Below are 20,276 nucleotides of genomic sequence, written 5' to 3'. Positions count from 1 at the left end.
GAATGAAGATCTGTGTATTCGGCGCGGGCGCCATCGGCGGCTATATGGGCGCGAAACTGGCGCAGGCCGGGGCCGATGTGAGCCTTGTCGCGCGTGGTCCGCATCTGGCGGCGATGAAGGAAAAGGGTCTCACGCTGATCGAGGAAGGGGCCGATCCCGTGACCGTGCCCGTCACCGCCAGCGACAATCCCGAAGACCTCGGCCCGCAGGATTACGTCATCGTCACGCTGAAGGCGCATTCCGTGCCGCCCGTCGTGCCGAAGATGCAGCCGCTCATCGGCGAGAACACGACCATCGTCAGCGGGGTGAACGGCGTGCCCTGGTGGTATTTCCACAAGATCGGCGGCGACCTCGAAGGCACGCGGCTGGCCTCGGTCGATCCGGGCAATGCGCAATGGGACGGCTTCGGCCCGGACCGGGTGCTGGGCTGCGTGGTCTATCCCGCAGCCGAGGTCAGCGAGCCCGGCACGATCAAGCATATCGAGGGCAACCGCTTCAGCCTCGGGGAGCCCGACGGCTCCAAATCCGAGCGCGCGATGGCCTTGTCGAAGGCGCTCTCGTCGGCGGGGCTGAAAGCGCCGGTGCGCCCGCGTCTGCGCGATGAGATCTGGGTGAAGCTCTGGGGGAACCTGTCCTTCAACCCGATCTCGGCACTGACCCATGCGACGCTCGACGTGCTGTGCACCGATGAGGGCACACGGCCCGTGGCGCGCGCGATGATGGTCGAGGCGCAGGAGATCGCCGAGAAGCTGGGCGTCAAATTCCCCATCGATGTCGACCGCCGCATCGACGGTGGGGCTGCGGTGGGGGCGCACCGAACCTCCATGCTGCAGGATCTCGACCAGGGCCGCCCGATGGAGATCGACGCGCTCGTGGGCTCCGTGCAGGAGCTGGGCCGCGTGACCGACACCCCGACCCCCACCATCGACACCGTCCTCGCGCTGATCAAACTCCGCGCCAAATCCGCAGGTCTCTACGGCGGCTGAACGCCGGGAATGAGACGCGGACGGCAGAGATGCTGCTCGCGACTACATACGAATAGGTCCGCCGCCACAGCGTGACGGCGGACCTTTGATTTTCGGGAACAAGCTGAAGCCGGGGCCATTTTGCGCGGCCCCGGCGATCAGGCTTACCGGGCGGCTTGCAGCAGCGGCGTGATCCGGCGCACGGCAGCGCGGCGATTGGCACGCTCGTCTTCCTGGGTCTGCACCAGCAGATCGCTTTCGCCGTAGCCTTGGATCACCATGTTTTCCGGCGGCACGTCGAAATATTCCGTCAGCGCCAGCGCCACCGATTCCGCACGACGGTCCGAGAGCGCGAGGTTGTAGCTCGCCCGGCCCACCGCGTCCGTGTGACCTTCGATCAGGAAGACCTCGCTCGGGTTCTCCTCGATCAGCGAGCGGATGGCGCGGCCCAGGGCCCGCAATTCCTCCGCCTCTTCGGCGCGGATCACGGCGGAGCCCGTCTCGAAGTTGATCGTATCCACGTTGATCTCGGGCATCAGCTTGCGCACCTGGTCGATGTTGCGCACCTGATTGAGAGAGAACGTCCGATCGAGCGCCTCGCCCTCCAGCTGCGACAGCGCGGTAGCCAGATCGTCCTGCTCCGTATCGCGGAAGTTGATGACATTGCGCTGCGATTGCTGCGGCAACTCGCTGATCGTGACGCTTTGGCTGGTCTGCGTGTCGTCGAAGAGCACGTAGCTTTCGCCCGACGGCAGCGTGCGCGTGCGGCGCAGGACGCGGCCATCGCGAGCCCGGATCGTTTCGATCTCGGAGCCGTCCTCGCGCACGACGACGGTCCGGGTGGAGCCATCGTCATACCGGTAGGTCGTCACGTTCGATCCGGGCTGACGCAGCAGCGCGTCGTCATTGCGCAGCACGCGCAATTGCCCGTCGCGTTCGACCACGACGCGGTCACCGGTATCGGAAACGACGCTTTCGTTCGGACGCAGGATGTCGCCGACCGCCAGCGCGCCGAGGCCGAGAAGTGCGGCACCCGCACCCCGCAGAACCTCGTCCTGACGGTCATTGTCATCGTCGTCATCGTCGTCGTTGGCTTGGCGTTGGGCCGCGGCATCGCCTTCCGCGATGGAGGTTTCGAATTCCTCGTCGGAAGAGCGGGCCGTCTCTTCGGTCACGGTCTCTTCGACCACCTCGGCCTCGGCACCTTCGCCGGATGCGGCGGCGGTGTCTGCGGCTGCGGCACTTGCCGCGGCGTCCTCTTCGGCAATGGCATCTGCCTGCGCCTGCGGATCGACGTCAACGACGTCCGAGACGGGTTCGTCTGCGGCTTCAGTTTCCGCCTCTGTGCCGGTCGCGGTTTCGGTTTCGGTCTCAGCCTCCGTTTCGGCCTCGGCCTCGGTTTCAGCTTCGGCGTCTTCGGCTGTTTCGGCTTCTGCTTCGGCGTCAGCCGCGTCTTCCTGCTCTGCCGCAGGGGCTGCGTCTTCGCTCTCGGAAGCGGAGTTTGCCTCCTCTTCAGCAGCGGCTTCGAGGGCGGCTTCCAAATCCGCGTCCTCATCGGCTGCGGCTTCCGTGCCTGCCTCAGCCGCAGGGTCCGCATCGGGAGTGGCGGCTTCCGCATCCTCTACGACGGGTGCCTCTTCGGCCTCCGCTACGGGATCGGCCGGAGCGCTGCCTTCGGCGGGTTCTGCGCTTTCGGCAGGCTCGGAGGCGTCAACGGCGCTATCCGCCGCCTCGGGCGCGGCTTCCGGAGCCGGTGCCGGATCTGCCTCGGCCTCGGATTCGACCTCAGCCTCTGCCTCTGTTTCTGTGTCTGTTTCGGCTTCTGCCTCGGAGGCAGCTTCGGCTTCGGCTTCCGCTTCGAGCTCGGCTTCCGCCTCGGCAGCGGGTGCAGCCTCCTGCTCGGACGCGGTGTCAGAAGCTGCATCTATCTGCGCATCGAGATCCGCGATCATCGCATTGAGCTCTTGGACCAGCTCGGTATTGCCTGCCGCCTCTGCGGCGGCCCGTTCTTCAAGGACAAGCGCACGTGCGGCGGCCGGGTCCATCCCGCCCAGATCCAACGCCGATTGTGCAAGCGCCGGATTGGAAAGGCTGGCCACCAGGGCCAGGGCCGTCGTTGTCTTGAGGATACCGGTTTTCATCTTCACTCTCCTGAATTGCGTCGCACGCGACCTCTCCGCCCCCGCTTCTGAAGCGGACGCAGCGGCCAACCCGTGCGCGTCGCGAGTAAAACGCCGTGGGTCACCTGATTTGTTCCGTGCCGATTGTTCCGCGGCGGATCATCGCCGTTTTGGCGGCACGGGGCGCGCAGACGGATTTGCGGCGGGCGAGGCGTTCTTGCGCCTTGCAGACCGTGATGCTGCGCCACCGGCAGAGCGATGGCGCAGCTTGGCATATCTCGTGGGTACCAAAGCCGGGTTCGGTGCCGCCCCGCCTGTCCGGCAACGGCAGACACGGCGATGACGCGATCAGCCTTTGATCACGACCGCGTTGATCTTGTCCCAGCCATTATCGGCGTTGGAGCGGAAATCGATCTCGATCACGTCGCCCGCCTTGAGGTCCGCTGGCACCTCTTCGAGGGTTTCCAGCGACCAGACGGTCTTGTCGGTCAGAACGATGACATTCGCCTTCCGGTCGAATGCAAGGACGGTTCCGGTGGTGCTATCGGCAATGACCGGTGTCGCAACAGCTGCGATGAAGATCGCGGCAATCAGGGAACGCATGGCGTTTTGTTCTCATGTGGAGGATGGCGCTCTCAGGGCGTCGTCGCACCTTGCAGCCGCCGGACGGAGCCTCACGTCCGGATTTTCGCGCATTAGAACCAGTTGATGAGTCGCGCAAGCGAAATCATTTGGAGACCCGTGTTCGGCGCGTCTTTGGATCTGATGCGCCGCTCGGGCCCCGTTTAACGGCTCTCCTGCGGCCAATCCGAAACCCGTCGACCGCGCGACACAACCAGGATCAGGACCAGGGGCCTTTGGGCCGCCGCCCGCCGGTTTTCGGTATGCTGCTGCGCGAAATCGGCTGCGTCGCGGAGCGCGACACCGGCCCCCCTGCCCGACCGCCCTGCGCGGCAAGCTCGCGCAGGGCAGCGATGCGGTTCTCCGTTGCGGGATGCGTCGCGAAGAGCTTGTCGCGCGTATGGGCGTGCAGCGGATTGATGATGAACATATGGGCCGTGGCCGGGTTCCGCTCCGCCGCGTCGTTGTCAATTCTCGCAGCGCCGAGCGCGATCTTCTCCAGCGCAGAGGCCAACCACATCGGCTCACCGCAGATCTCGGCCCCGGCCTTGTCGGCGGCATATTCGCGGGTGCGGCTGATCGCCATCTGCACCAACGCGGCCGCCATCGGCGCGAGGAACATCATGAGCAAGGTGCCCACCAGACCGAGCCGCTCGCGCGAGCCGCCGAAGAACAGCGCGAAGTTGGCCAGCATTGAGATCGCACCGGCAAAGGTGGCTGTCACGGTCATGATCGCCGTGTCGTGATTGCGGATATGCGCAAGCTCATGCGCGACCACGCCCGCCAGCTCCTCACGGTTCAACGTCCGCACGAGGCCAGCCGTGACCGCCACGGCCGCGTTCTGCGGGTTGCGCCCTGTCGCGAAGGCATTGGGCTGCGCCGTGTCGATCAGGTAGACCTTGGGCTCCGGCATGCCTGCGCCGCGCGCGAGCTCCGACACCATCGCGTGCAGGCCAAGGCGGTCGCCCGGCATGACCGGTTGCGCATCGTGCATGCGCAGGACCATCCGGTCAGAATTCCACCATGTGAAGATGTTCATGGCCGCCGCGACTACGAGGGCGATGATCGCGCCGCCGGATCCACCGATGAGATAGCCCACGCCCATGAAAAGCGCGGTCATGGCCGCCATCAGTACCGCTGTCTTCACGTAACCCATGCTGCGCAGGCCCCTTCACCATCGTCGTGTCGCAAATATGGGTTTGGCATCATGGGCGGGCAAGTCGCGGCGAAACCCGTCTCTGCATCGCGGGGGCCGTCGCAAATGCGCCGCGTTGCGGTCGGTGCCGGCATCAAACCCCGAGATCACGCTCGATCTCGGCCCGTTTCGCGAGCCCCGGCAAATCCGGCAGGATCAACATTTGCCCGTCCCGGGCGAGCAATCCGTCATGCTCCAACGCGCGCAGCCGTTTGTTGACGGCCTCCCGCGTCGCGCCCAGAAGCTGCGCGAGGTCGCTTTGCGAATACCGCCGGGTGAAGCGCGCCTGCCCGTCCGCGATCTCGGCATTGTCGAGTGCAAGATCGTAGAGCCCGCGCGCCAGCCGCGTGTCCAGGCTGGAAAAGGCAAAGCCGCTGATCGTGCTGACATTCCGGCGGAGGATTTCGCAGAGGCATTCGATCAGGTGGCGCGCGAGCGCGGTATCGGCTTCGAGCGCATTGGCCATGGCCCGGACCGGCAGGAACAGGCATCGGGTCGGCTCCAGCGCGGTGGCGGAGGCGGATCTCGGCAGACCGTCGAGAAGGGCGATCTCCCCGAAGGGATCGCCGGGTTCGGCAAAGACGAGGGTCAGCTCGCGGCCTTCGCGATCGGCAATCCAGATCCGGACCTGGCCAGACAGGACGATGCGCAGGCCATCCGCCTCATCGCCCGTGGCGAAGATCTGCGCCCCGCGCTCCACCGTCTGGACCGAGCTTGCGCGCGCAAGGCCCGCGAGGCTCTCCTCCGGCGCATCGGTGAACAAATGGCATTTGCGCAGGTGGACCAACCTATCGTCCGACATTGTGCTCATCGGTCTGACCTCCGGCTTTTGCGTGTCGTCTGGGAGGCGCGCGGGAATGCGCCCATGTGGCGCGCCGGTGCCGCGTTCTGCTTGGGCGGTGGCATCCCGATCCAGATCGTCTCAGGCGCCTGCCTGCCCCGCAAGGATTGATCGACCAGAGGCGTCAGGCCCGCCGCATCAGCCCATGCGCGGGTCGATGGATCGCTTGCCATCAGGCGCTCGGACAGGGCCAGCGACACGCCATGGCCCTTCGCAATCTCCTGCAAGCGGCTGGCCGTATTGACCACATCGCCACTCACCGACACGATCCGGTGTCGCGTCCCGCCCAGAAGGCTGAACTGCACCTGCCCTGCATGGCCACCGACCCGCAAATGGATGTCATCCAGCGCCTCCGCTTCGAACAGCCGCTCGATGAAGTGCAGCGCATTGGCGGCATCGCTTTCGCCCGCGTCGGGCAAGCCGAACACGACCAGCACACCATCGCCCGCGAAATCCATGATCGTCCCGCCAAGCGGGTCTGCGGCGGCCTCGACCTGCTGGTGAAACATGCTCAGAAAGCGCGCGGTGTCGGCGGGGCCCATCCGTTCCGCCCGGGTGGTGAAGCCCGCGATATCGACGAAAAGCACGATGGCATGCTGCGGCGCCCGGCTTCCCAGCGGATTTGTCTGCGAGGCGATGGCCTCGACCAGCCGTGGCGACTGGAAGCGCGCAAGGTTGGCCGCCCGCCGTCGCGTATCCAGAAGCCGCAGGACCGTCCCAATGGCCAGCCCGCCTCCGAGGGCGGCCAGAACACTCAAGGCATCCAGCCACCATCCGGCAAGAAACGCCGCGTGAAGCGCGAGCAGCGTCGCGCTGATCACGCCAAGGCTGAGCGCAAGCGCCACCCATGGACGGGCGCGCGACCCGGACCAGAAGCCTGCCAAGGCGACCGTCACGGCCAGAACACCCCCGATGCCCAAAGCGGCCAGGTCGCGGCGGAGAACCCGTCCCTCCAGCAGATTGGCCGCGAGCGTTGCGTGCGCCTCCACCCCGGGCAGGGTCGCGTCGAAGCTGGTGGCATGCCGATCCCCGAAACCGGTCGCCGTGGCCCCCAGAAAGACAATCCGCCCGGTGAGATCAGCCTCGGAGAGCGCCGCGGCCGAATAGGTCGGGATGGTCGCTTCGGGGCCGTAATAATCGAGTGGCAGCGCACCCTGCCGGTCGAGCTTGGCCGTGGGCCATGACCCGCTCAAAACGCCGCCGGGACGGTCGCGGTGCAGGATCAGCTCGGGCCGTGCCCCTGACGTTGAAAGTGCGGCGATGGCCAGACCTGGTATTGTGACCACGCCTTCCGGGGTCTGCAGCGACAGAGCCGGGCGCATCCGGCGCAACATGCCGTCTCTGTCATGCTGCACGGTGACATGCCCCAAGCCCGCCGCTTGTTGCAATGCGGGGTTGGGGCCGAGTGCCGGCAGGGGCGACGCGGACGGCAGCCCAATAATCAGGCCGAACCCGTCCTTCTGTATCAGTGGCGTGGGGCGCGCGCCCATGGGCGCTTCAGCGACGCCGAGGAGTGTGGGCCCCAGTGACAGCGCCGCGCTCAGCTCCGGATCATCGGGCCGCGCATCGACCAGAAGCAGGTCGAGGGCAACGACCTCCGCTCCGGCGGCGAAGATGCGGCGCACGGTATCGGCGATATCCGCGCGCGAAGGTGGAAAGGCCTGTAACGCGGCGACGGCTTGGTCGTCGAACGCCACGATGGCCACACGTTGCGGTGCGGGAACCGGCCCGCGCAGGGCGAAGCGCATGTCCAGCAATCGCCCCTCGATGGCACTGCCGACCTGACCCCGCGCTCCGGGTTGCCAGACGGCCAGGGCCGTGGCGGCCAACAGGATGAACAGACACGCGCTTTTCCAGCCTTGGGGAGCCGCGCCCTGTCCTGTCACCAATCCGGGCCCAGAAGATCGGCAAAGAGATTGATCCGGGCCTGACCCCATTGCACGACCGGCCCGACCGCACCCGTCGATGCGACATCGACCCCCTCGCCGGGCCCGAGCGTGACGCGCCCCGTCTCGCCGACGACGTCCACCGCTCCTTCCCGCGCAAAAACCGCGCTGGCGCCATCGGTGACCTGCATCGCCCATTCGGTGGAGCGGACCGCGGCGACCGCCGATGGGGTTTGCACCTGAACGCTCCCGTCATCGCCCGTGCCATCGAAGATGAAGCCGGAAATGCCGCGCATCAGCCGCATGCGGAATGTCTCGGGCGCGTCTCCGACGATGCGCGCGACCGCGACTTCAGAGTCGGGCCCGACGATCACGCGCAGATCGCCGTCGCATTGCAGCGTGACGCGGGCTTCGGCTTGTGTTCGCAGCGTGGCGTTGCGCCCCAATCCCAGACCGGTTTCCGCCGCCCGTGGGCGCACGCCGCGGGCGAAAACCTCGCCCGCCCCCTCCACCGAAAGAATGACGCAGATGCCGTCGCCTGATGCCTGCGCCAGGGCCTGAGTGACCGGCGCACCTGTCAGCACGAGGGACAACAGCATCACGCGAAGCATGGGTTGAGCGATCCGATTTCTGGTTACCGCTCAACGGTGACCGAACTCCGGCACCGAGTCAAAAGATTGCCGGGCCTCTTCGGGCGAGGAAAATGGCCCCTTCCTTGTGGAAGGGGCCGACTGGTTAAAAAAGCACCGTTTAAAAAGGTCTTCTTGAAATTCGAGAAACGGATCAGGCCGCCTGCATCGCCCCCGAACCCGTAGGCCTTTGGGCCATCTGCGGCTTGATCCATGCGATCGCGCCATCGGCCTTCATCGTGTAGCGCACGCCGCGGTAGCACATCTCGGTCTGCGCCGACCGCGCGACTTGCGCCTCGGACATGCCGTCATGGGCAACCCCGCGATAGATCAGGTCTTTCGTGATCGCGCGCTGGGTATGGCGGGTCCGGGTATATGTCACGCCACGGTAAATCATCTTGGTCATTGAATATTCCTTCCATCCGATTGTCTGGCCGACCCTGTGTCTGACCGTGCACGCACCTTGGCATCACGCCGCGTCGCTGGCTGTGAAGCGGATCACACTTCGCCGGATTGGTGGTGCTGCGCGGCTCTTCTCACTGAGGGCGTCGGGCGATCTCGACCCGACATGAAGGCGGGCTGACTTCCCCTTCGAGACCGGAAAGGTCAGCGGTCGTGCCCTCCGACGACCTGCGCCGATCCGGTTTCCATTTCACCGCCCTTCCCCGGTGGCACGACTGGGCTAATTCCTCGGCATGACCAAGTTATCCAATGCCATCGACGCCGCTTACGAACGTTTCGCAGCCTCGATTTCGATGCTGCTGTTGCTGGGCATGGCGGTGGTGATCCTGGTTGCGACGTTCTCGTTCCTCCGCCTGACCGCCGGGGTGGTGATCGGAGCGCCGGGTGGTACGAGTTACACGACGCTTCAGGCGCTGTTCGATGCGCTTCTGGGCGCGATCATCGCCTTGGAGCTTGCCCATTCGGTGCATCTCATGGTGATCGGGCAACGCGGTTTCGCGCAGGTCCGCATCGTTCTGGTCATCGGTATTCTGGCCGTTGTCCGCAAACTCATCGTGGTTGAGCTGGAACAGGTCTCAGGCGTGCTTTTGATGGGGCTTGCGGCTGCGGTCATTGCACTTGGCGCGATCTACGCGACATTGCTGTGGTTGGACCGCAACGGAAAAATGCCCAAGGATTGAGGGCGCTCTGCCACGCGCGAAGACAGGTGCGACTGCCGTAGCGCCCGGCTTGATCCGGACGTCGGGAATTATCCGAAGGCGCGGCACAATCGGGCCGCCGCCGTCACCCCATCGATCACGCGGCAGGAAACCTGCGCCTCGATAGTCTCCGCGATGGTGACCGCACCTGCACATCCGAGGATCAGGGTATCGATGTGCCGGGGCAAGGCGCGCGCGGCCTCGGCAAAGACGCTGGCCGCCTGGCCCGGATTATCCTCCAACATCAGGACCGGGACCTGCGCCGCACTGACATGCTGGATTGACTTGTCAAAACCCGACTGGGCCAGGTTCGCCTCGATAACGGGAATGGCTGCCTCGACCGTGGTGATGACCGCAGCCGCGCCCGACACCATCGCAGCCATGATGAAACTCGCCTGACCGATCCCGATCACAGGGCAGCTGGCCAGCGCCCGTGCTTCGATAAGGCCTGTATCGTCGAAACAGGCGATGATGATGATTTCCGCACCGCCCTCTGACGCCTTTTTGACCAGCGCAAGCAGCGGCGGCACGGCCCTGTCGCCATCGGCGGCGCCTTCGATCGCAGCGGGCCCGTCGAACGAGGTCCATCCTTCGAAGTCGATCTCGGGCGCGGCTCGTTTTGCGGCGGCCAAAGCGCTTTGGGTCATGGCTTCGGTGCTGTTTGGATTGATCAGGACGGCACGCACGGCTCAGACCATGCCCTTTCCCGCATCCGACCCCTTGTCCCGGCGCCGGGACATCAGCCAGACCGCCAGGAAAAAGACCCCGATGATGCAGAAGGAAAAGATCGTCGTCAGGGTGCCGAGGGCGAAGATGACCGGCGTGGTCACGTTGGTGGTCATGCCGAAGATTTCCAAGGGCAGCGTGTTGTAGCTGCCTGCAGTAAGCAGCGTGCGGGCGAATTCGTCATAGCTCAGCGTGAAGCCGAACAGCGCCACGCCCAGCAGCGACGGCGCGATGATCGGCAGCACCACATGCGCGAAGGTCTGCCATGCCGTGGCGCCCTGATCGCGCGCGGCCTCCTCGTAGCTTTTGTCGAAGCGGTTGAAGACCGCGAACATGATCAGCAGGCCGAACGGCAGGGTCCAGGTCAGCTGGCTGCCAAAACCGGAGGTCGCCCAATGCACCGGGAAGCCCAGCTGGTTGAAGATCAGCCCCACGCCGAGCGAGATGAGGATCGACGGGATCACGAGCGAAGCGATGGCGAGGTAGAACAGAACCGACGCCCCCTTGAAGCGCTTCCGAAAGGCCAGCCCGCCCAGCACCGAGACGATGACGGTCGTGACCATCACCATCAGACCCAAGGCGAAGGAGCGACGAAAACTGCCCCAGATGTCGCCCACGGCCTGTTCCTGAAAGAGATCGCGGAACCAGTGCAGCGAGACGCCGTTCATCGGAAATGTCAGCCCGCCCTGCGGTCCCTGAAAGCTCAGGATGCCGATGGTCAGGATCGGCCCGTAAAGGAAGAGGACGAACAGGGTGAAGAACCCGGCAAGCACGTAGAAGCTGCGGCTGCGTCGTTCCATCTCAAAGCTCCTTGCGGATATCGACGAGGCGCAGGAACAGCGCGATGACGATCAGCACGGTCACCAGCAGCACCACCGCCGTGGCCGAGGCCGAGGGGTATTGCAACAGGTTGATATCGTTCGAAATCAGCCGTCCGACATTGGCCCGCTGGCTGCCGGACATGAAGCGCACGGTAATGAAATCCCCCATCACGAGCGTGGTCACGAAGATCGTGCCGATCATGATGCCGGGCTTGCAGAGTGGGATGATGACGTGGCGCAGCGTCTGCCAGCCATTCGCACCATTGTCGCGCGCAGCCTCGATCAGGGAGCGGTCAATCCGCATCATCGAGTTGAAGATCGGCACGACCATGAACAGCGTATAAAGATGAACAAACGCCAATATGACGCTGAAATCGCTGAACAATAGCCATTCGAGCGGTTCGTCGATCACGCCCCAGCTCATCAGGGTGGAATTCGCCAGACCATTGCGCCCCAGAAACGGGATCCAGCTGATCATGCGGATGATGTTCGAGGTCCAGAACGGGATCGTGCAAAGCAGGAACAGGGCCACCTGCCATTTCAGGCTGCGCACCTCGAAGGCCAGGAAATAGGCCACCGTGAAGCCGATGACCAAGGTGAAGGCCCAGGTAATGAAAGCGTATTTGAACGTATTGAAGAACACCGTGTAAGTCACGGGAGAGCCGAACAAAAACTCGTAATTGTCGAACTGGAAGGCGGGGTAGATCGAGTATTCCGTCGCGCCCCAGAAACTGACGATGACGATCATGACGATCGGCGCCACGAGGAAGGCCAAAAGCACGAAGCCTATGGGCGCGGCCTGAAGCCATGCGGTGATCTGTTTGCTCATGGGTGCCTGTCGTCCGGTCTTTTGGGATGCGGGGGGCACGCGGCCCCCCGATCCGGGATCTGCGTCTTAAGCGGCGATGAACTCGTTCCACTTGCGGACCATGTACTGGTTCTCGTCCATGACGGAGTTCCAGCAGGCGACGGAGCCCATCCGGGAGTAGAAGTCGCCGCCATCGCGCACTTCGCCCGCCTGGGCCAGCGGATCGCCGAAGGGCGAGGTGATAGTATCTGTGGCTTCCTTGCCCTCGAACCAGTAGCCCCATTCGTTTTCGGACATGAAATCCTTCGAGGTCGCGGGCACGGCCGAGTAATAGCCCTGCCGCATCAGGAAGCCGCCGACCCAGCCCGAGAGATACCAGTTGATGTATTCATAGGCCGCATCGAGCTCCATGCCCGACAGCGACGCCGAGAGGCCGATGCCGCCGCCCCAGCTGCGATAGCCCTCTTCGAGCGGCTGGTAGACGCAGGGAATGCCGCGGGATTTGACCGCCGTGATCGCGGGCGACCACATGGACTGGATCACCACCTCGCCCGAGGCCATCAGGTTGACGCTCTCGTCGAAGGTCTTCCAGAAGGCGCGGAACTGGCCGTTCTTCTTGGCCTCGGTGAAGATTTCGAAGGTCTTGTCGATCTCTTCGCGGGTCATGTTGCCCTTGTCGCCATAGGTCATCTCGCCCATCGATTCCACAACCATCGCCATGTCCATGATCCCGATGGAGGAGATGTCGAGGATCGACGCCTTGCCCGCGAATTCGGGGTTCAGAAGCTCGGACCAGTTGTTGATGGGGCGATTGATGAGATCGGGGCGGATGCCCAACGTGTCCGCGTTGTAGATGGTCGGGATCAGCGTCATCCAGCCGGATTCGTTGTCCACGAACTCCGTGCCGTCCGGACCGTCGACAAAGCCCACCGTGTGCGGCGCGGTGCCTTGGGCGATCTCGCTTTCGGGCGTCAGCTTGCCATCGCGGAAGATGCCGACGATCTGGTCGTAATTGGCGATGCGGCTGGCATCCATGGCCTGCAGATTGCCGGTGGGCCAGACCTTCTTGCAGACGAAATACTCGATGTCAGCAATGTCGAAGCTGTCTGGCTGCGTGGCCGCACGCTGGGTGACGCTGTCGGTATCGAGCGCGGTCATCTCGAGCGTGATGCCGAGGTCTTCCTTCACCTTCGTCGCCACCTCGTTGAGGTTCGACACGCCGGTGCCGAACTGGCGCAGGGTGATGTTCTTGCTCTCCTGTCCCCAGACCATGGGGGCGGGAAGCGCTGCGGCCGCGATGGCGGCCCCACCGGTCTTCAGCAGCGAACGGCGGCTATACCGGATCTTCGATATCGTGGTCATGTGGTCATCCTCTCTGTCTTTGGGGGGTGGCGAGCTTTTTTGTTCAGGCGCTCAGCGGGTGCGCGACCCGGTCGTCCCATTGCAATCCAATGACTTCGCCAAGGTCCTTGGGTGTCTCGATGAAGGCGGCGTCGGGCATGAGGGCCGTGACCTCCTGCCCGCCCGCGACTTCTGCGGTCAGCGCCACGTGCGTGCCCTGGTATTCGACGCCGATCACACGGCCATCGAGGCGGCCCTGGTCGGGCGCGGTCACGCGCATCTCGTCGGAGCGCAACGCGATATGGCCCTGCGGCAGGCTCAACACGTTGTGCCCGCCCATGAAGCGCGCCACGAAGGCAGTGCGGGGCGCATTGAAGACCTCGCGTGCGGGGCCCGCCTGTTCGATCCGCGCGTCATTCATGACGATGATCTCGTCGGCCAGCGCGAGGGCTTCGTCCTGACCGTGGGTCACATGGATGAAGCTGATCCCCAATTCGCGCTGCAGGCGTTTCAGCTCTGCCCGCATGCGGATGCGCAGGAACGGATCGAGCGCCGAGAGCGGCTCATCGAGCAGCAGCACCTGCGGGCGCGTGATCAATGCGCGGGCCAGCGCCACGCGCTGTTGCTGACCGCCCGAGAGTTGCGCGGGTCTGCGCTCTGCCAATGCGGTCATCTCCACCAGTTCCAGCATCTCGTCGGCGCGCCGGTCGCGGCTGGCTTTGTCAACGCCGCTCATGCGCAGGCTGAAAGCGACGTTGTCGCGCACGTTCAGATGCGGAAAGAGCGCGTAGTTCTGGAACATCATCGCCGTGCCGCGCTTGGCGGGCGGCAGATGCGACACGTCCCGGCCGCCCAGCACGATGGACCCGTCCGAGACGTCCTCGTGGCCCGCGATCATGCGCAGGGTCGAGGATTTGCCGCATCCCGACGGCCCCAGCAGGCAGGCATAGACGCCGCTGTGAAAGCGGTGGTCGATGGCATCCACCGCGACGGTGCCGCCGTAGCGCTTTGTCAGGGCGATCAGTTCGAGATCGGTCGGGGCTGTCATGAGGCACCTCGTTGAAGATGCCCTCAGCAAGCGGACGGCCCGGCGAACGGCGCAAGAATTTCACGCCGAAAACCGGGGCATTTTCTGCACTGCAAATAAATGCAGCGCAGATTTCGGACCTGCGCACATAAATTGCGCACAATATTGTATACAATAGTGCAAAAGCATGGATACGAAGTTCAGGTCTCTTGCACCAGATTCGCGAAACCGTCATGGCTGTCGACAGGAGCCAAGATATGACGTCCACCGCAGACCTGCCGACATTCACGCAATCCACCATGGCCGGGCCGAGTGCCACGCTTGTGGACTCGCTCAGCCTCGCCATTCACGAACATCGGCTGCTGCCGGGCACCAAGCTCGGCGAGGATGAGTTGAGCGAGATCTACAAGGTCTCGCGCACCGTCGTGCGGTCGGCGCTTCAGGCCCTGTCGCATCTCGAATTGGTGGAGTTGAAGCGCAATCGCGGTGCCTTCGTCTCCCAGCCCACGGTGCGCGAGGCGCGCGAGGTCTTCGAGGCCCGCGCCCTTCTTGAGCCGCGCACCGCGCGCTCTGCGGCCGAACGGATGACGCCCGAGGCGCTTGCCCGGCTTGAAGCCCATATCGCCGCCGAACATGCCGCCATCGCCGAGGGCGCGCCCGGTCGCGCCCTGCGCCTGTCCGGGCAGTTCCATATCGAGATTTCGCGCATCGCCGACCAGACCACCATCGCAGGCTTCATCGAACGCCTCGTGGCGCGGTCATCGCTGATCATCGCACTTTATTGGCGCAGGCAAAGCGCGCTTTGCGAAGAGCATGCGCATCACGCCCTCGTCGAGGCGTTTCGGAGCGGCGACGGGACGCAGGCGGAAGATCTGATGAAAAGCCACCTGGTGGATCTCGTCACCGCGCTGGACCTGCGGGACGCCCCTGCCCCCAGCGTCGATCTGAGGGACATCCTCGCCCCGTGAGATCGCCGCCTTATGCGAGGACAAGGACAGCGGCTTGGCGCGTCACGGCCACCAAAGCGACGGAGGCATGCTGCCGCCCGTCATCGCGATGGCGCGTTCGGAAAGCAAAATCATCCAAAGGAACGTTGCTCCGCAAAGGCGTGCATGTGTCATTGACCTTCCCCCTTCATGAATGCTGTGAGCAGGCTCAAAGGATAGCACGGAGCGTTTTACGTTACGTCACCTAATGCCGTGATGGGATCGTGAGCCTTTCCCAAGACTTACGAGACGCGTTCCGCCATTGGTTGTGTTAGAGGATCCGCGCCCAACTTTTGTACGAAGTCGATATGCGGCACGCCGGAGATGGCGGCGAGAGACGTGCATCCGTGGAGACCGACACTCCCGAATGGAATGGGTAATGCTCTAATACATTCGTCAGAGTTTTCGATTGAGATTCTGCAACGTTCCGCTCCTGCAATGCGTACCCGCATTACCGAGGCTTTGCTCTGCCATCAGACCTTATCCAATTACGAACGGATTGCCGCACTATCAGCAGCGCCCTCCAATCGGTGACGTTGGATGATTTTATAAATTCAAACGAACGGGATTGGCCCAGCTAGGCCAACCCTGTCCAATCGTATAAGGAACTTACTGATAATATTTGATCAGCGCTTTCGCGGTCGCCCGACCATCCGCAACGGCGTCAGACCCATGCAGCACGTTGATCACCGCCGCGGCCTGTGCATCGGTCAGGTTGGAGGCGTCGAAATGCGTCAGAGACCAGATCTCGAGCGATTGCTCCGGCGTAATGGCAACAGCCGCCGAACCGAACACGGATGTAAAGGAAAACAGCATCAAAAAAATGACTCTCGTCATGACCCTACTCCTTTATAAAATGTTTTGGTGAGTGCACTCAGAATACCACATTCGGCGCATTGATACGCGATGAAATCCCGAAATAATAAGAGACGCTATTCGAACGACTTGGCCGAGGCATTCATCCAAAAGTTGTGTTAGCGACCAACAGCACTTGCCATTTCTGATTCCTTTTCACGGTGATCAAGCAGCATTAAAAGCCAATGACGCCACCCGCTTGGAATTTCGATGAAAGACACTTTCGCAGCTGCGCAAGCTGACTTCCGCGCGCGCCGCGGGCATGGTATTTCTCACCCAACGGAGGATCAGCCATGCCCCTTACCGGCTTCAGCCATGTGAATGTCCGCACCGCGCGGCTTGCGGAGATGGTCGAATGGTACACGGATATCCTCGGGATGAAGACCGGCCCGCGCCCCGATTTCGCGTTCGATGGTGCATGGCTTTATCTCGGGGACAATCCCTTCATCCATCTTGTCTCGGTCCTAGAGGATCCCCGGACACAAGACCCGAAGATCGAGCATTTCGCTTTCGATGCGACCGGGATGGCCGCCTTCGCCGAAAGCCTCGCCTCGCACGGGGTCGCATTCACGATCGATCCGGTGCCGGGATTTCCGCTTGTCCAGATCAACTGCCACGATCCCGACGGGAACCACATTCATATCGACTTCGCCCGTGCGGAGGCGGAAACCGCCGGATTGGTGTGACCACGGGCACTTAGCCGAAAGATCACGCCCGTTTGTCCTGCAACCCTACCGCACGCGCTCCGCGTGACGTGACCACCCTTGACCTCGATCAAGGCACCGCGCGGCGCAGGCTTTAGCCTGACCGGAGCAGAGACGCGGCCGGGAATGCCGGGCCCGCGCTGGCCGCCAGGAAGTGGGACAGGATGCCCAAATCGACCTCGACCCGCCCGAAAACCGACCTGCCCGCCAAGGTGCATGACCTCGTGCCCCGCGCCGCTCCGGCCCCGGCGGATACGCATCCCTATGAGCATCTCGACAGGATCTCCCGGGCCCTTCTGGCGCGCAATACTGCCGGGTTGTCCCCTTTTTCCATCTTTCAGGCCTGGAACGATTGGGCCCTGCATATGAGCCGCGCCCCCGGTCGGCAGATCGAACTGGCTGAACGGGCGGTGAAGAACGCCCTGCAGGTCGTCTCCCACACCGCAGGCATCGGACAGGATGAAGACGCGGACCCGCCCTTTCGACCCAAACCCTATGACACGCGGTTCGCCCATGACGGATGGGCCAAAATGCCGTTCCTCTTCTGGCAGCAATCCTTCCTCGCCACGCAGGATTGGTGGGATCACGCGACGGATGAGCTGCGCGGTTTGTCCGCCGCGGATTCCGAGCGCGTGCGTTTCATGGTGCGTCAGGCGCTCGACCTCGTGTCGCCATCCAACATGCCCGCGACCAATCCCGAGATCATCGAAGAGACCATCGCCCGCCGTGGCGCGAATATCATCGAAGGCGCGGAGCATTTCCTGAACGACATGACGCATACGGTGATGCAGACCCGCACCGCCCCGCCCGAGGGTTTCAAGCTCGGAGAGGACCTCGCCTGCACACCCGGTGAGGTGGTCTTTCGCAACGAGATATTCGAGCTGATCCAATACGCGCCCGCGACCGACGATGTGCATGCCGAGCCCATCCTGATCGTGCCCGCATGGATCATGAAATACTACATTCTCGATCTCTCGCCGCGAAACTCGATGATCCGGTATCTGGTCGCCCAGGGCTTCACGGTCTTCGTGATATCCTGGTGCAATCCGACCCGCGATCAGGCCGACCTCTCCCTTGAGGATTACCGCAAGAATGGGGTCATGGCGGCGCTCGATGCGATCGGGAAGATCGTACCGGACCGGAAGGTGCACGCGATGGGCTATTGCCTCGGCGGCACGATCCTGTCGATCGCGGCGGCGACCATGGCGCGGGACGGAGATGACCGCCTCGCCAGTGTGACGCTTCTGGCCGCACAGACCGACTTTTCCGAGGCGGGAGAGCTGCTGCTCTTTCTCGATGAAAGTCAGGTCGCCTTCCTCGAGGACATGATGTGGGCGCAAGGTTATCTCGACCGCCCGCAGATGAGCCGGACCTTCGCCTCCATCCGCGCGGAAGACCTGATCTATGCCCGCGCCGTGAAGCGCTATTTCCTCGGCAAGGCTGACCTGCCCTCGGATCTGACCGTGTGGAACAACGACACCACCCGCATGCCCGCCAAGATGCATTCGGAATACCTCCGGGGGCTGTTTCTGGAAAACCGCCTGACCGCGGGGCGCTTTGCAGTCGAGGGGCGCGTGATCGCCCTGAAGGACATCGACGTGCCGCTTTACGTCGTGGGCACGGAGACCGATCACATCGCGCCCTGGCGGTCGGTCTACAAGATCCGGCTCTTCACCGATTGCGATCTGACATTCGCGCTGACGAGTTCCGGCCATAACGGCGGCATTCTCAGCGAGCCCGGGCATCCACGGCGCCACTTTCGCATCGGTCATCGGCCGACCGGGGCGCGCTACGTAGATCCCGACACCTGGTTTGCCGCGCATGATCCGGTTGAGGGGTCGTGGTGGACCGACTGGGTCCGGTGGCTCGCGAACACCTCGAGCGGCAGGGCCGAGCCGCCGCCCATGGGCGCGCCGGGCGCGGGCCTGCCCCCGATCGCGCCCGCGCCGGGCACCTACGTCCATCAGGAATAGGGTCGCGCCCCGCGCAAGGTCACGGCACCCGGCAATCCGAGGCGTCCAGTGTCTGGACCGGGTCGGTCGGCGCGCAAGGTGCACCGGACACGGGATAGGTTTCCGGATCCTCGCAGCCCATGAGCAGAACCGCGAGAACGGGCAGCAGCGCGATGGCCGTTCTGCGGCCAGGTGTGGTGGTGACGTTGGACATTTTGGCCTCTTTCATCATGGATGTGTCCTGAGAAATTAGCCGCTGATGGCGGGGCGAAATTGATCTTGATCTATCCGCCTTACGTTTTCTCCAACGCGCTTTGGCCTGCCACAAACTGAGCTCACACCGCGCTTCGATTTCCAAAACTCTGCCCTGACCGCCTGCCCCGCGCGCATCGCGGCGCAGATCATTCGATACTGCGCTCCGCGATTGCCATGCCGTCGGATATCGCGGCCGACGGGTACAGGACCACGCGATCGCCCGCAGACAGCCCGTCAAGCACCTCTGCCGTGACACCGTTGTTCTGACCGATCTCGACCGGGCTCAGACCGGCCCGCCCCTCCGTGTCGCGGAAGACCGCCCATCCGGCGCCGTCTCGAAACAGCGCGCTGGCGGGGACGCGCAATGCATCCTCGTTCTGCCAGACGATGATCCGCGCCTCGACGCGGTATCCGTGGCCAAGCGCGCGTCGCGCTTCCTTCGGTCCGGTCATTGCGATGGTGACCGCCACGCGCTGTTCCTCGACCCCGAGCGCCGAGAACGTGGTCACCCCGAACGGATCGACGCGCCGCACCTCGCCCGGCAGCGTGTCCGGACCACCCCAATCGGCGATAAGGACCGGATCGCCGGGCGCCACCTGCACCGCATCCGAAGAGATGAGATCGACAACCACTTCGAGCGATCCGTCCACATCGCCAATCTCCATGATCGGGGCGCCCGCAGGCAGGGTCGTGGCGCTTTCCTGCAAGATCCGCAGGATGCGCCCGTCGGCAGGTGCGTAAAGCGGGATGTCGTCGCTGCGGGTATTGCCGATGGCCCGAGCGAGCCCCTGATCATCGAACCCGATGAGTTGCGCGCGCGCATTCGCAAGATCGGCCTCCCGGATGGCAATGGCGGCCTCCGCTGTCTCGACCGTCGCTTCGGCCACGCGGAAATTCTGACGCGCGCGGTCGAAGGCGGCCTTGCTGGCGATCTGCCGCTCACTCAATTGCCGGGCGCGGTCCAGCTCGCTCTCGGCGAGGTCGCGATTGGCCAGTGCCGCATTCAGGTCCGCGCGGGCCACGCGCAAGGCCGCTTCGGCGGCTTGCAGGGCGGCTTGTGCCTGTTCCCGCGTCCGCACATCGAGCGCTGCGGGATTGGTGGGCAGCATATGCGCCACGACGGTCTGATCCTGGACCACCGGATCGCCGGGATGGACCTGCACGCGCTGCAGCCGCCCCGCAACCGGCGTCGAGACCACATAAGCCTCGGCCACGCGCGTGCGGCCCTCCTCATCGATCGTGACCATCATCGGGCCGCGCGTCACAGCGCCCAGATCGACCATCACCGGACGAGGCCAGAAGGCAATCACCAGCGCGGCCCCGATCAGCAGCGCAACAAGCCCAGAGAGGATCAGACGCGAACGTTTCCGTGCTTTTGCCATGG

The 20,276-nt window shown here is 63.9% G+C and carries 20 protein-coding genes; 5 read left to right on the top strand and 15 right to left on the bottom strand.

The window, feature by feature from the left end; genetic code table 11:
- The first annotated feature begins 2 nt into the window (after positions 1-2).
- Positions 3-986 (top strand): 2-dehydropantoate 2-reductase, encoded by a 984-nt coding sequence (locus FIV09_RS07035; protein ID WP_152449334.1) that lies wholly within the window; start codon positions 3-5, stop codon positions 984-986.
- Between the two features lie 143 nt (positions 987-1,129).
- Here FIV09_RS07035 and FIV09_RS07030 read toward each other — a convergent pair whose 3' ends face one another.
- The 7 genes from FIV09_RS07030 to FIV09_RS07000 form a co-directional block, all read right to left on the bottom strand.
- The gene (locus FIV09_RS07030) at positions 1,130-3,106 is read right to left on the bottom strand and encodes an OmpA family protein (protein WP_152449333.1); all 1,977 of its coding nucleotides are present in this window, start codon (positions 3,104-3,106) and stop codon (positions 1,130-1,132) included.
- 327 nt (positions 3,107-3,433) lie between these two features.
- Positions 3,434-3,688, bottom strand: a complete 255-nt coding sequence (locus FIV09_RS07025; RefSeq protein WP_152449332.1) for a hypothetical protein — start codon at positions 3,686-3,688, stop codon at positions 3,434-3,436.
- 238 nt (positions 3,689-3,926) lie between these two features.
- On the bottom strand, positions 3,927-4,862 hold the full coding sequence (gene htpX, locus FIV09_RS07020; protein ID WP_152449331.1) for a zinc metalloprotease HtpX: 936 nt from the start codon (positions 4,860-4,862) through the stop codon (positions 3,927-3,929).
- Between the two features lie 133 nt (positions 4,863-4,995).
- Complete coding sequence (locus tag FIV09_RS07015; protein ID WP_152449330.1) at positions 4,996-5,712, bottom strand: Crp/Fnr family transcriptional regulator; 717 nt, start codon at positions 5,710-5,712, stop codon at positions 4,996-4,998.
- Entirely contained in the window at positions 5,709-7,628 is a 1,920-nt protein-coding gene (locus FIV09_RS07010; RefSeq protein WP_216646967.1) for a CHASE2 domain-containing protein, read from the bottom strand. Before FIV09_RS07010 ends, FIV09_RS07015 begins: the two co-directional genes overlap by 4 nt.
- Positions 7,625-8,239, bottom strand: a complete 615-nt coding sequence (locus FIV09_RS07005; RefSeq protein ID WP_152449328.1) for a FecR domain-containing protein — start codon at positions 8,237-8,239, stop codon at positions 7,625-7,627. Before FIV09_RS07005 ends, FIV09_RS07010 begins: the two co-directional genes overlap by 4 nt.
- Before the next feature lie 172 nt (positions 8,240-8,411).
- On the bottom strand, positions 8,412-8,663 hold the full coding sequence (locus tag FIV09_RS07000; protein WP_152449327.1) for a DUF4278 domain-containing protein: 252 nt from the start codon (positions 8,661-8,663) through the stop codon (positions 8,412-8,414).
- A 289-nt stretch (positions 8,664-8,952) separates the two neighbouring features.
- Here FIV09_RS07000 and FIV09_RS06995 point away from each other — a divergent pair, with 289 nt between their 5' ends.
- A complete protein-coding gene (locus FIV09_RS06995; protein WP_152449326.1) occupies positions 8,953-9,399 on the top strand; it encodes a phosphate-starvation-inducible PsiE family protein in 447 nt (148 codons plus the stop codon).
- Positions 9,400-9,467: 68 nt separating this feature from the next.
- On the opposite strand, the gene FIV09_RS06990 is transcribed toward FIV09_RS06995, so the two are convergent.
- The 5 genes from FIV09_RS06990 to FIV09_RS06970 all read right to left on the bottom strand — a co-directional run bounded on the left by FIV09_RS06990 (position 9,468) and on the right by FIV09_RS06970 (position 14,161).
- The gene (locus FIV09_RS06990) at positions 9,468-10,064 is read right to left on the bottom strand and encodes an aspartate/glutamate racemase family protein (RefSeq protein WP_254702321.1); all 597 of its coding nucleotides are present in this window, start codon (positions 10,062-10,064) and stop codon (positions 9,468-9,470) included.
- Between the two features lie 42 nt (positions 10,065-10,106).
- Positions 10,107-10,943: an ABC transporter permease gene (locus tag FIV09_RS06985; RefSeq protein ID WP_152449324.1), complete on the bottom strand. Its 837-nt coding sequence runs from the start codon at positions 10,941-10,943 to the stop codon at positions 10,107-10,109.
- 1 nt (position 10,944) lies between these two features.
- Positions 10,945-11,793: an ABC transporter permease gene (locus FIV09_RS06980; RefSeq protein WP_152449323.1), complete on the bottom strand. Its 849-nt coding sequence runs from the start codon at positions 11,791-11,793 to the stop codon at positions 10,945-10,947.
- 66 nt (positions 11,794-11,859) lie between these two features.
- Positions 11,860-13,125 carry a PotD/PotF family extracellular solute-binding protein gene (locus FIV09_RS06975; protein WP_152452414.1) on the bottom strand — a complete coding sequence of 422 codons (1,266 nt, stop codon included), beginning with the start codon at positions 13,123-13,125 and terminating at the stop codon, positions 11,860-11,862.
- Positions 13,126-13,177: 52 nt separating this feature from the next.
- Positions 13,178-14,161 carry an ABC transporter ATP-binding protein gene (locus FIV09_RS06970; RefSeq protein WP_152449322.1) on the bottom strand — a complete coding sequence of 328 codons (984 nt, stop codon included), beginning with the start codon at positions 14,159-14,161 and terminating at the stop codon, positions 13,178-13,180.
- 236 nt (positions 14,162-14,397) lie between these two features.
- Here FIV09_RS06970 and FIV09_RS06965 point away from each other — a divergent pair, with 236 nt between their 5' ends.
- Complete coding sequence (locus FIV09_RS06965; RefSeq protein WP_172975647.1) at positions 14,398-15,108, top strand: GntR family transcriptional regulator; 711 nt, start codon at positions 14,398-14,400, stop codon at positions 15,106-15,108.
- A 627-nt stretch (positions 15,109-15,735) separates the two neighbouring features.
- Here the strand turns inward: FIV09_RS06965 and FIV09_RS06960 are convergent.
- Positions 15,736-15,963 (bottom strand): hypothetical protein, encoded by a 228-nt coding sequence (locus FIV09_RS06960; protein WP_152449321.1) that lies wholly within the window; start codon positions 15,961-15,963, stop codon positions 15,736-15,738.
- A 311-nt stretch (positions 15,964-16,274) separates the two neighbouring features.
- Between FIV09_RS06960 and FIV09_RS06955 the strand changes: the two genes are divergently transcribed.
- Positions 16,275-16,667: a VOC family protein gene (locus tag FIV09_RS06955; RefSeq protein WP_152449320.1), complete on the top strand. Its 393-nt coding sequence runs from the start codon at positions 16,275-16,277 to the stop codon at positions 16,665-16,667.
- 182 nt (positions 16,668-16,849) lie between these two features.
- Entirely contained in the window at positions 16,850-18,658 is a 1,809-nt protein-coding gene (locus FIV09_RS06950; protein ID WP_152449319.1) for an alpha/beta hydrolase, read from the top strand.
- A 19-nt stretch (positions 18,659-18,677) separates the two neighbouring features.
- Here FIV09_RS06950 and FIV09_RS06945 read toward each other — a convergent pair whose 3' ends face one another.
- Both FIV09_RS06945 and FIV09_RS06940 read right to left on the bottom strand, forming a co-directional pair.
- Positions 18,678-18,851, bottom strand: coding sequence for a hypothetical protein (locus FIV09_RS06945; RefSeq protein WP_172975646.1), 174 nt, complete (start codon positions 18,849-18,851; stop codon positions 18,678-18,680).
- Between the two features lie 187 nt (positions 18,852-19,038).
- Positions 19,039-20,274, bottom strand: coding sequence for an efflux RND transporter periplasmic adaptor subunit (locus FIV09_RS06940; RefSeq protein ID WP_152449317.1), 1,236 nt, complete (start codon positions 20,272-20,274; stop codon positions 19,039-19,041).
- Positions 20,275-20,276 lie beyond the last annotated feature (2 nt).

Origin of the sequence: Roseivivax sp. THAF197b (assembly GCF_009363255.1) — a bacterium.
Classification (GTDB): Bacteria; Pseudomonadota; Alphaproteobacteria; order Rhodobacterales; family Rhodobacteraceae; genus Roseivivax.
Note: the sequence above shows the minus strand (reverse complement) of the source record. Positions and strands in the feature narration are given on the sequence as shown.

Bases quoted from the DNA above. Each gene is read 5' to 3' on its own strand.
- FIV09_RS06940 (WP_152449317.1), bottom strand. From the start codon at position 20,274: ATGGCAAAAGCACGGAAACGTTCGCGTCTGATCCTCTCTGGGCTTGTT.
- FIV09_RS06990 (WP_254702321.1), bottom strand. From the start codon at position 10,064: ATGACCCAAAGCGCTTTGGCCGCCGCAAAACGAGCCGCGCCCGAGATC.
- FIV09_RS06995 (WP_152449326.1), top strand. From the start codon at position 8,953: ATGACCAAGTTATCCAATGCCATCGACGCCGCTTACGAACGTTTCGCA.
- FIV09_RS06965 (WP_172975647.1), top strand. From the start codon at position 14,398: ATGACGTCCACCGCAGACCTGCCGACATTCACGCAATCCACCATGGCC.
- htpX (WP_152449331.1), bottom strand. From the start codon at position 4,862: ATGGGTTACGTGAAGACAGCGGTACTGATGGCGGCCATGACCGCGCTT.
- FIV09_RS06985 (WP_152449324.1), bottom strand. From the start codon at position 10,943: ATGGAACGACGCAGCCGCAGCTTCTACGTGCTTGCCGGGTTCTTCACC.
- FIV09_RS06960 (WP_152449321.1), bottom strand. From the start codon at position 15,963: ATGACGAGAGTCATTTTTTTGATGCTGTTTTCCTTTACATCCGTGTTC.
- FIV09_RS07005 (WP_152449328.1), bottom strand. From the start codon at position 8,239: ATGCTTCGCGTGATGCTGTTGTCCCTCGTGCTGACAGGTGCGCCGGTC.
- FIV09_RS07025 (WP_152449332.1), bottom strand. From the start codon at position 3,688: ATGCGTTCCCTGATTGCCGCGATCTTCATCGCAGCTGTTGCGACACCG.
- FIV09_RS06945 (WP_172975646.1), bottom strand. From the start codon at position 18,851: ATGTCCAACGTCACCACCACACCTGGCCGCAGAACGGCCATCGCGCTG.
- FIV09_RS07035 (WP_152449334.1), top strand. From the start codon at position 3: ATGAAGATCTGTGTATTCGGCGCGGGCGCCATCGGCGGCTATATGGGC.
- FIV09_RS06955 (WP_152449320.1), top strand. From the start codon at position 16,275: ATGCCCCTTACCGGCTTCAGCCATGTGAATGTCCGCACCGCGCGGCTT.
- FIV09_RS06970 (WP_152449322.1), bottom strand. From the start codon at position 14,161: ATGACAGCCCCGACCGATCTCGAACTGATCGCCCTGACAAAGCGCTAC.
- FIV09_RS06980 (WP_152449323.1), bottom strand. From the start codon at position 11,793: ATGAGCAAACAGATCACCGCATGGCTTCAGGCCGCGCCCATAGGCTTC.
- FIV09_RS06950 (WP_152449319.1), top strand. From the start codon at position 16,850: ATGCCCAAATCGACCTCGACCCGCCCGAAAACCGACCTGCCCGCCAAG.
- FIV09_RS07000 (WP_152449327.1), bottom strand. From the start codon at position 8,663: ATGACCAAGATGATTTACCGTGGCGTGACATATACCCGGACCCGCCAT.
- FIV09_RS07030 (WP_152449333.1), bottom strand. From the start codon at position 3,106: ATGAAAACCGGTATCCTCAAGACAACGACGGCCCTGGCCCTGGTGGCC.
- FIV09_RS07015 (WP_152449330.1), bottom strand. From the start codon at position 5,712: ATGAGCACAATGTCGGACGATAGGTTGGTCCACCTGCGCAAATGCCAT.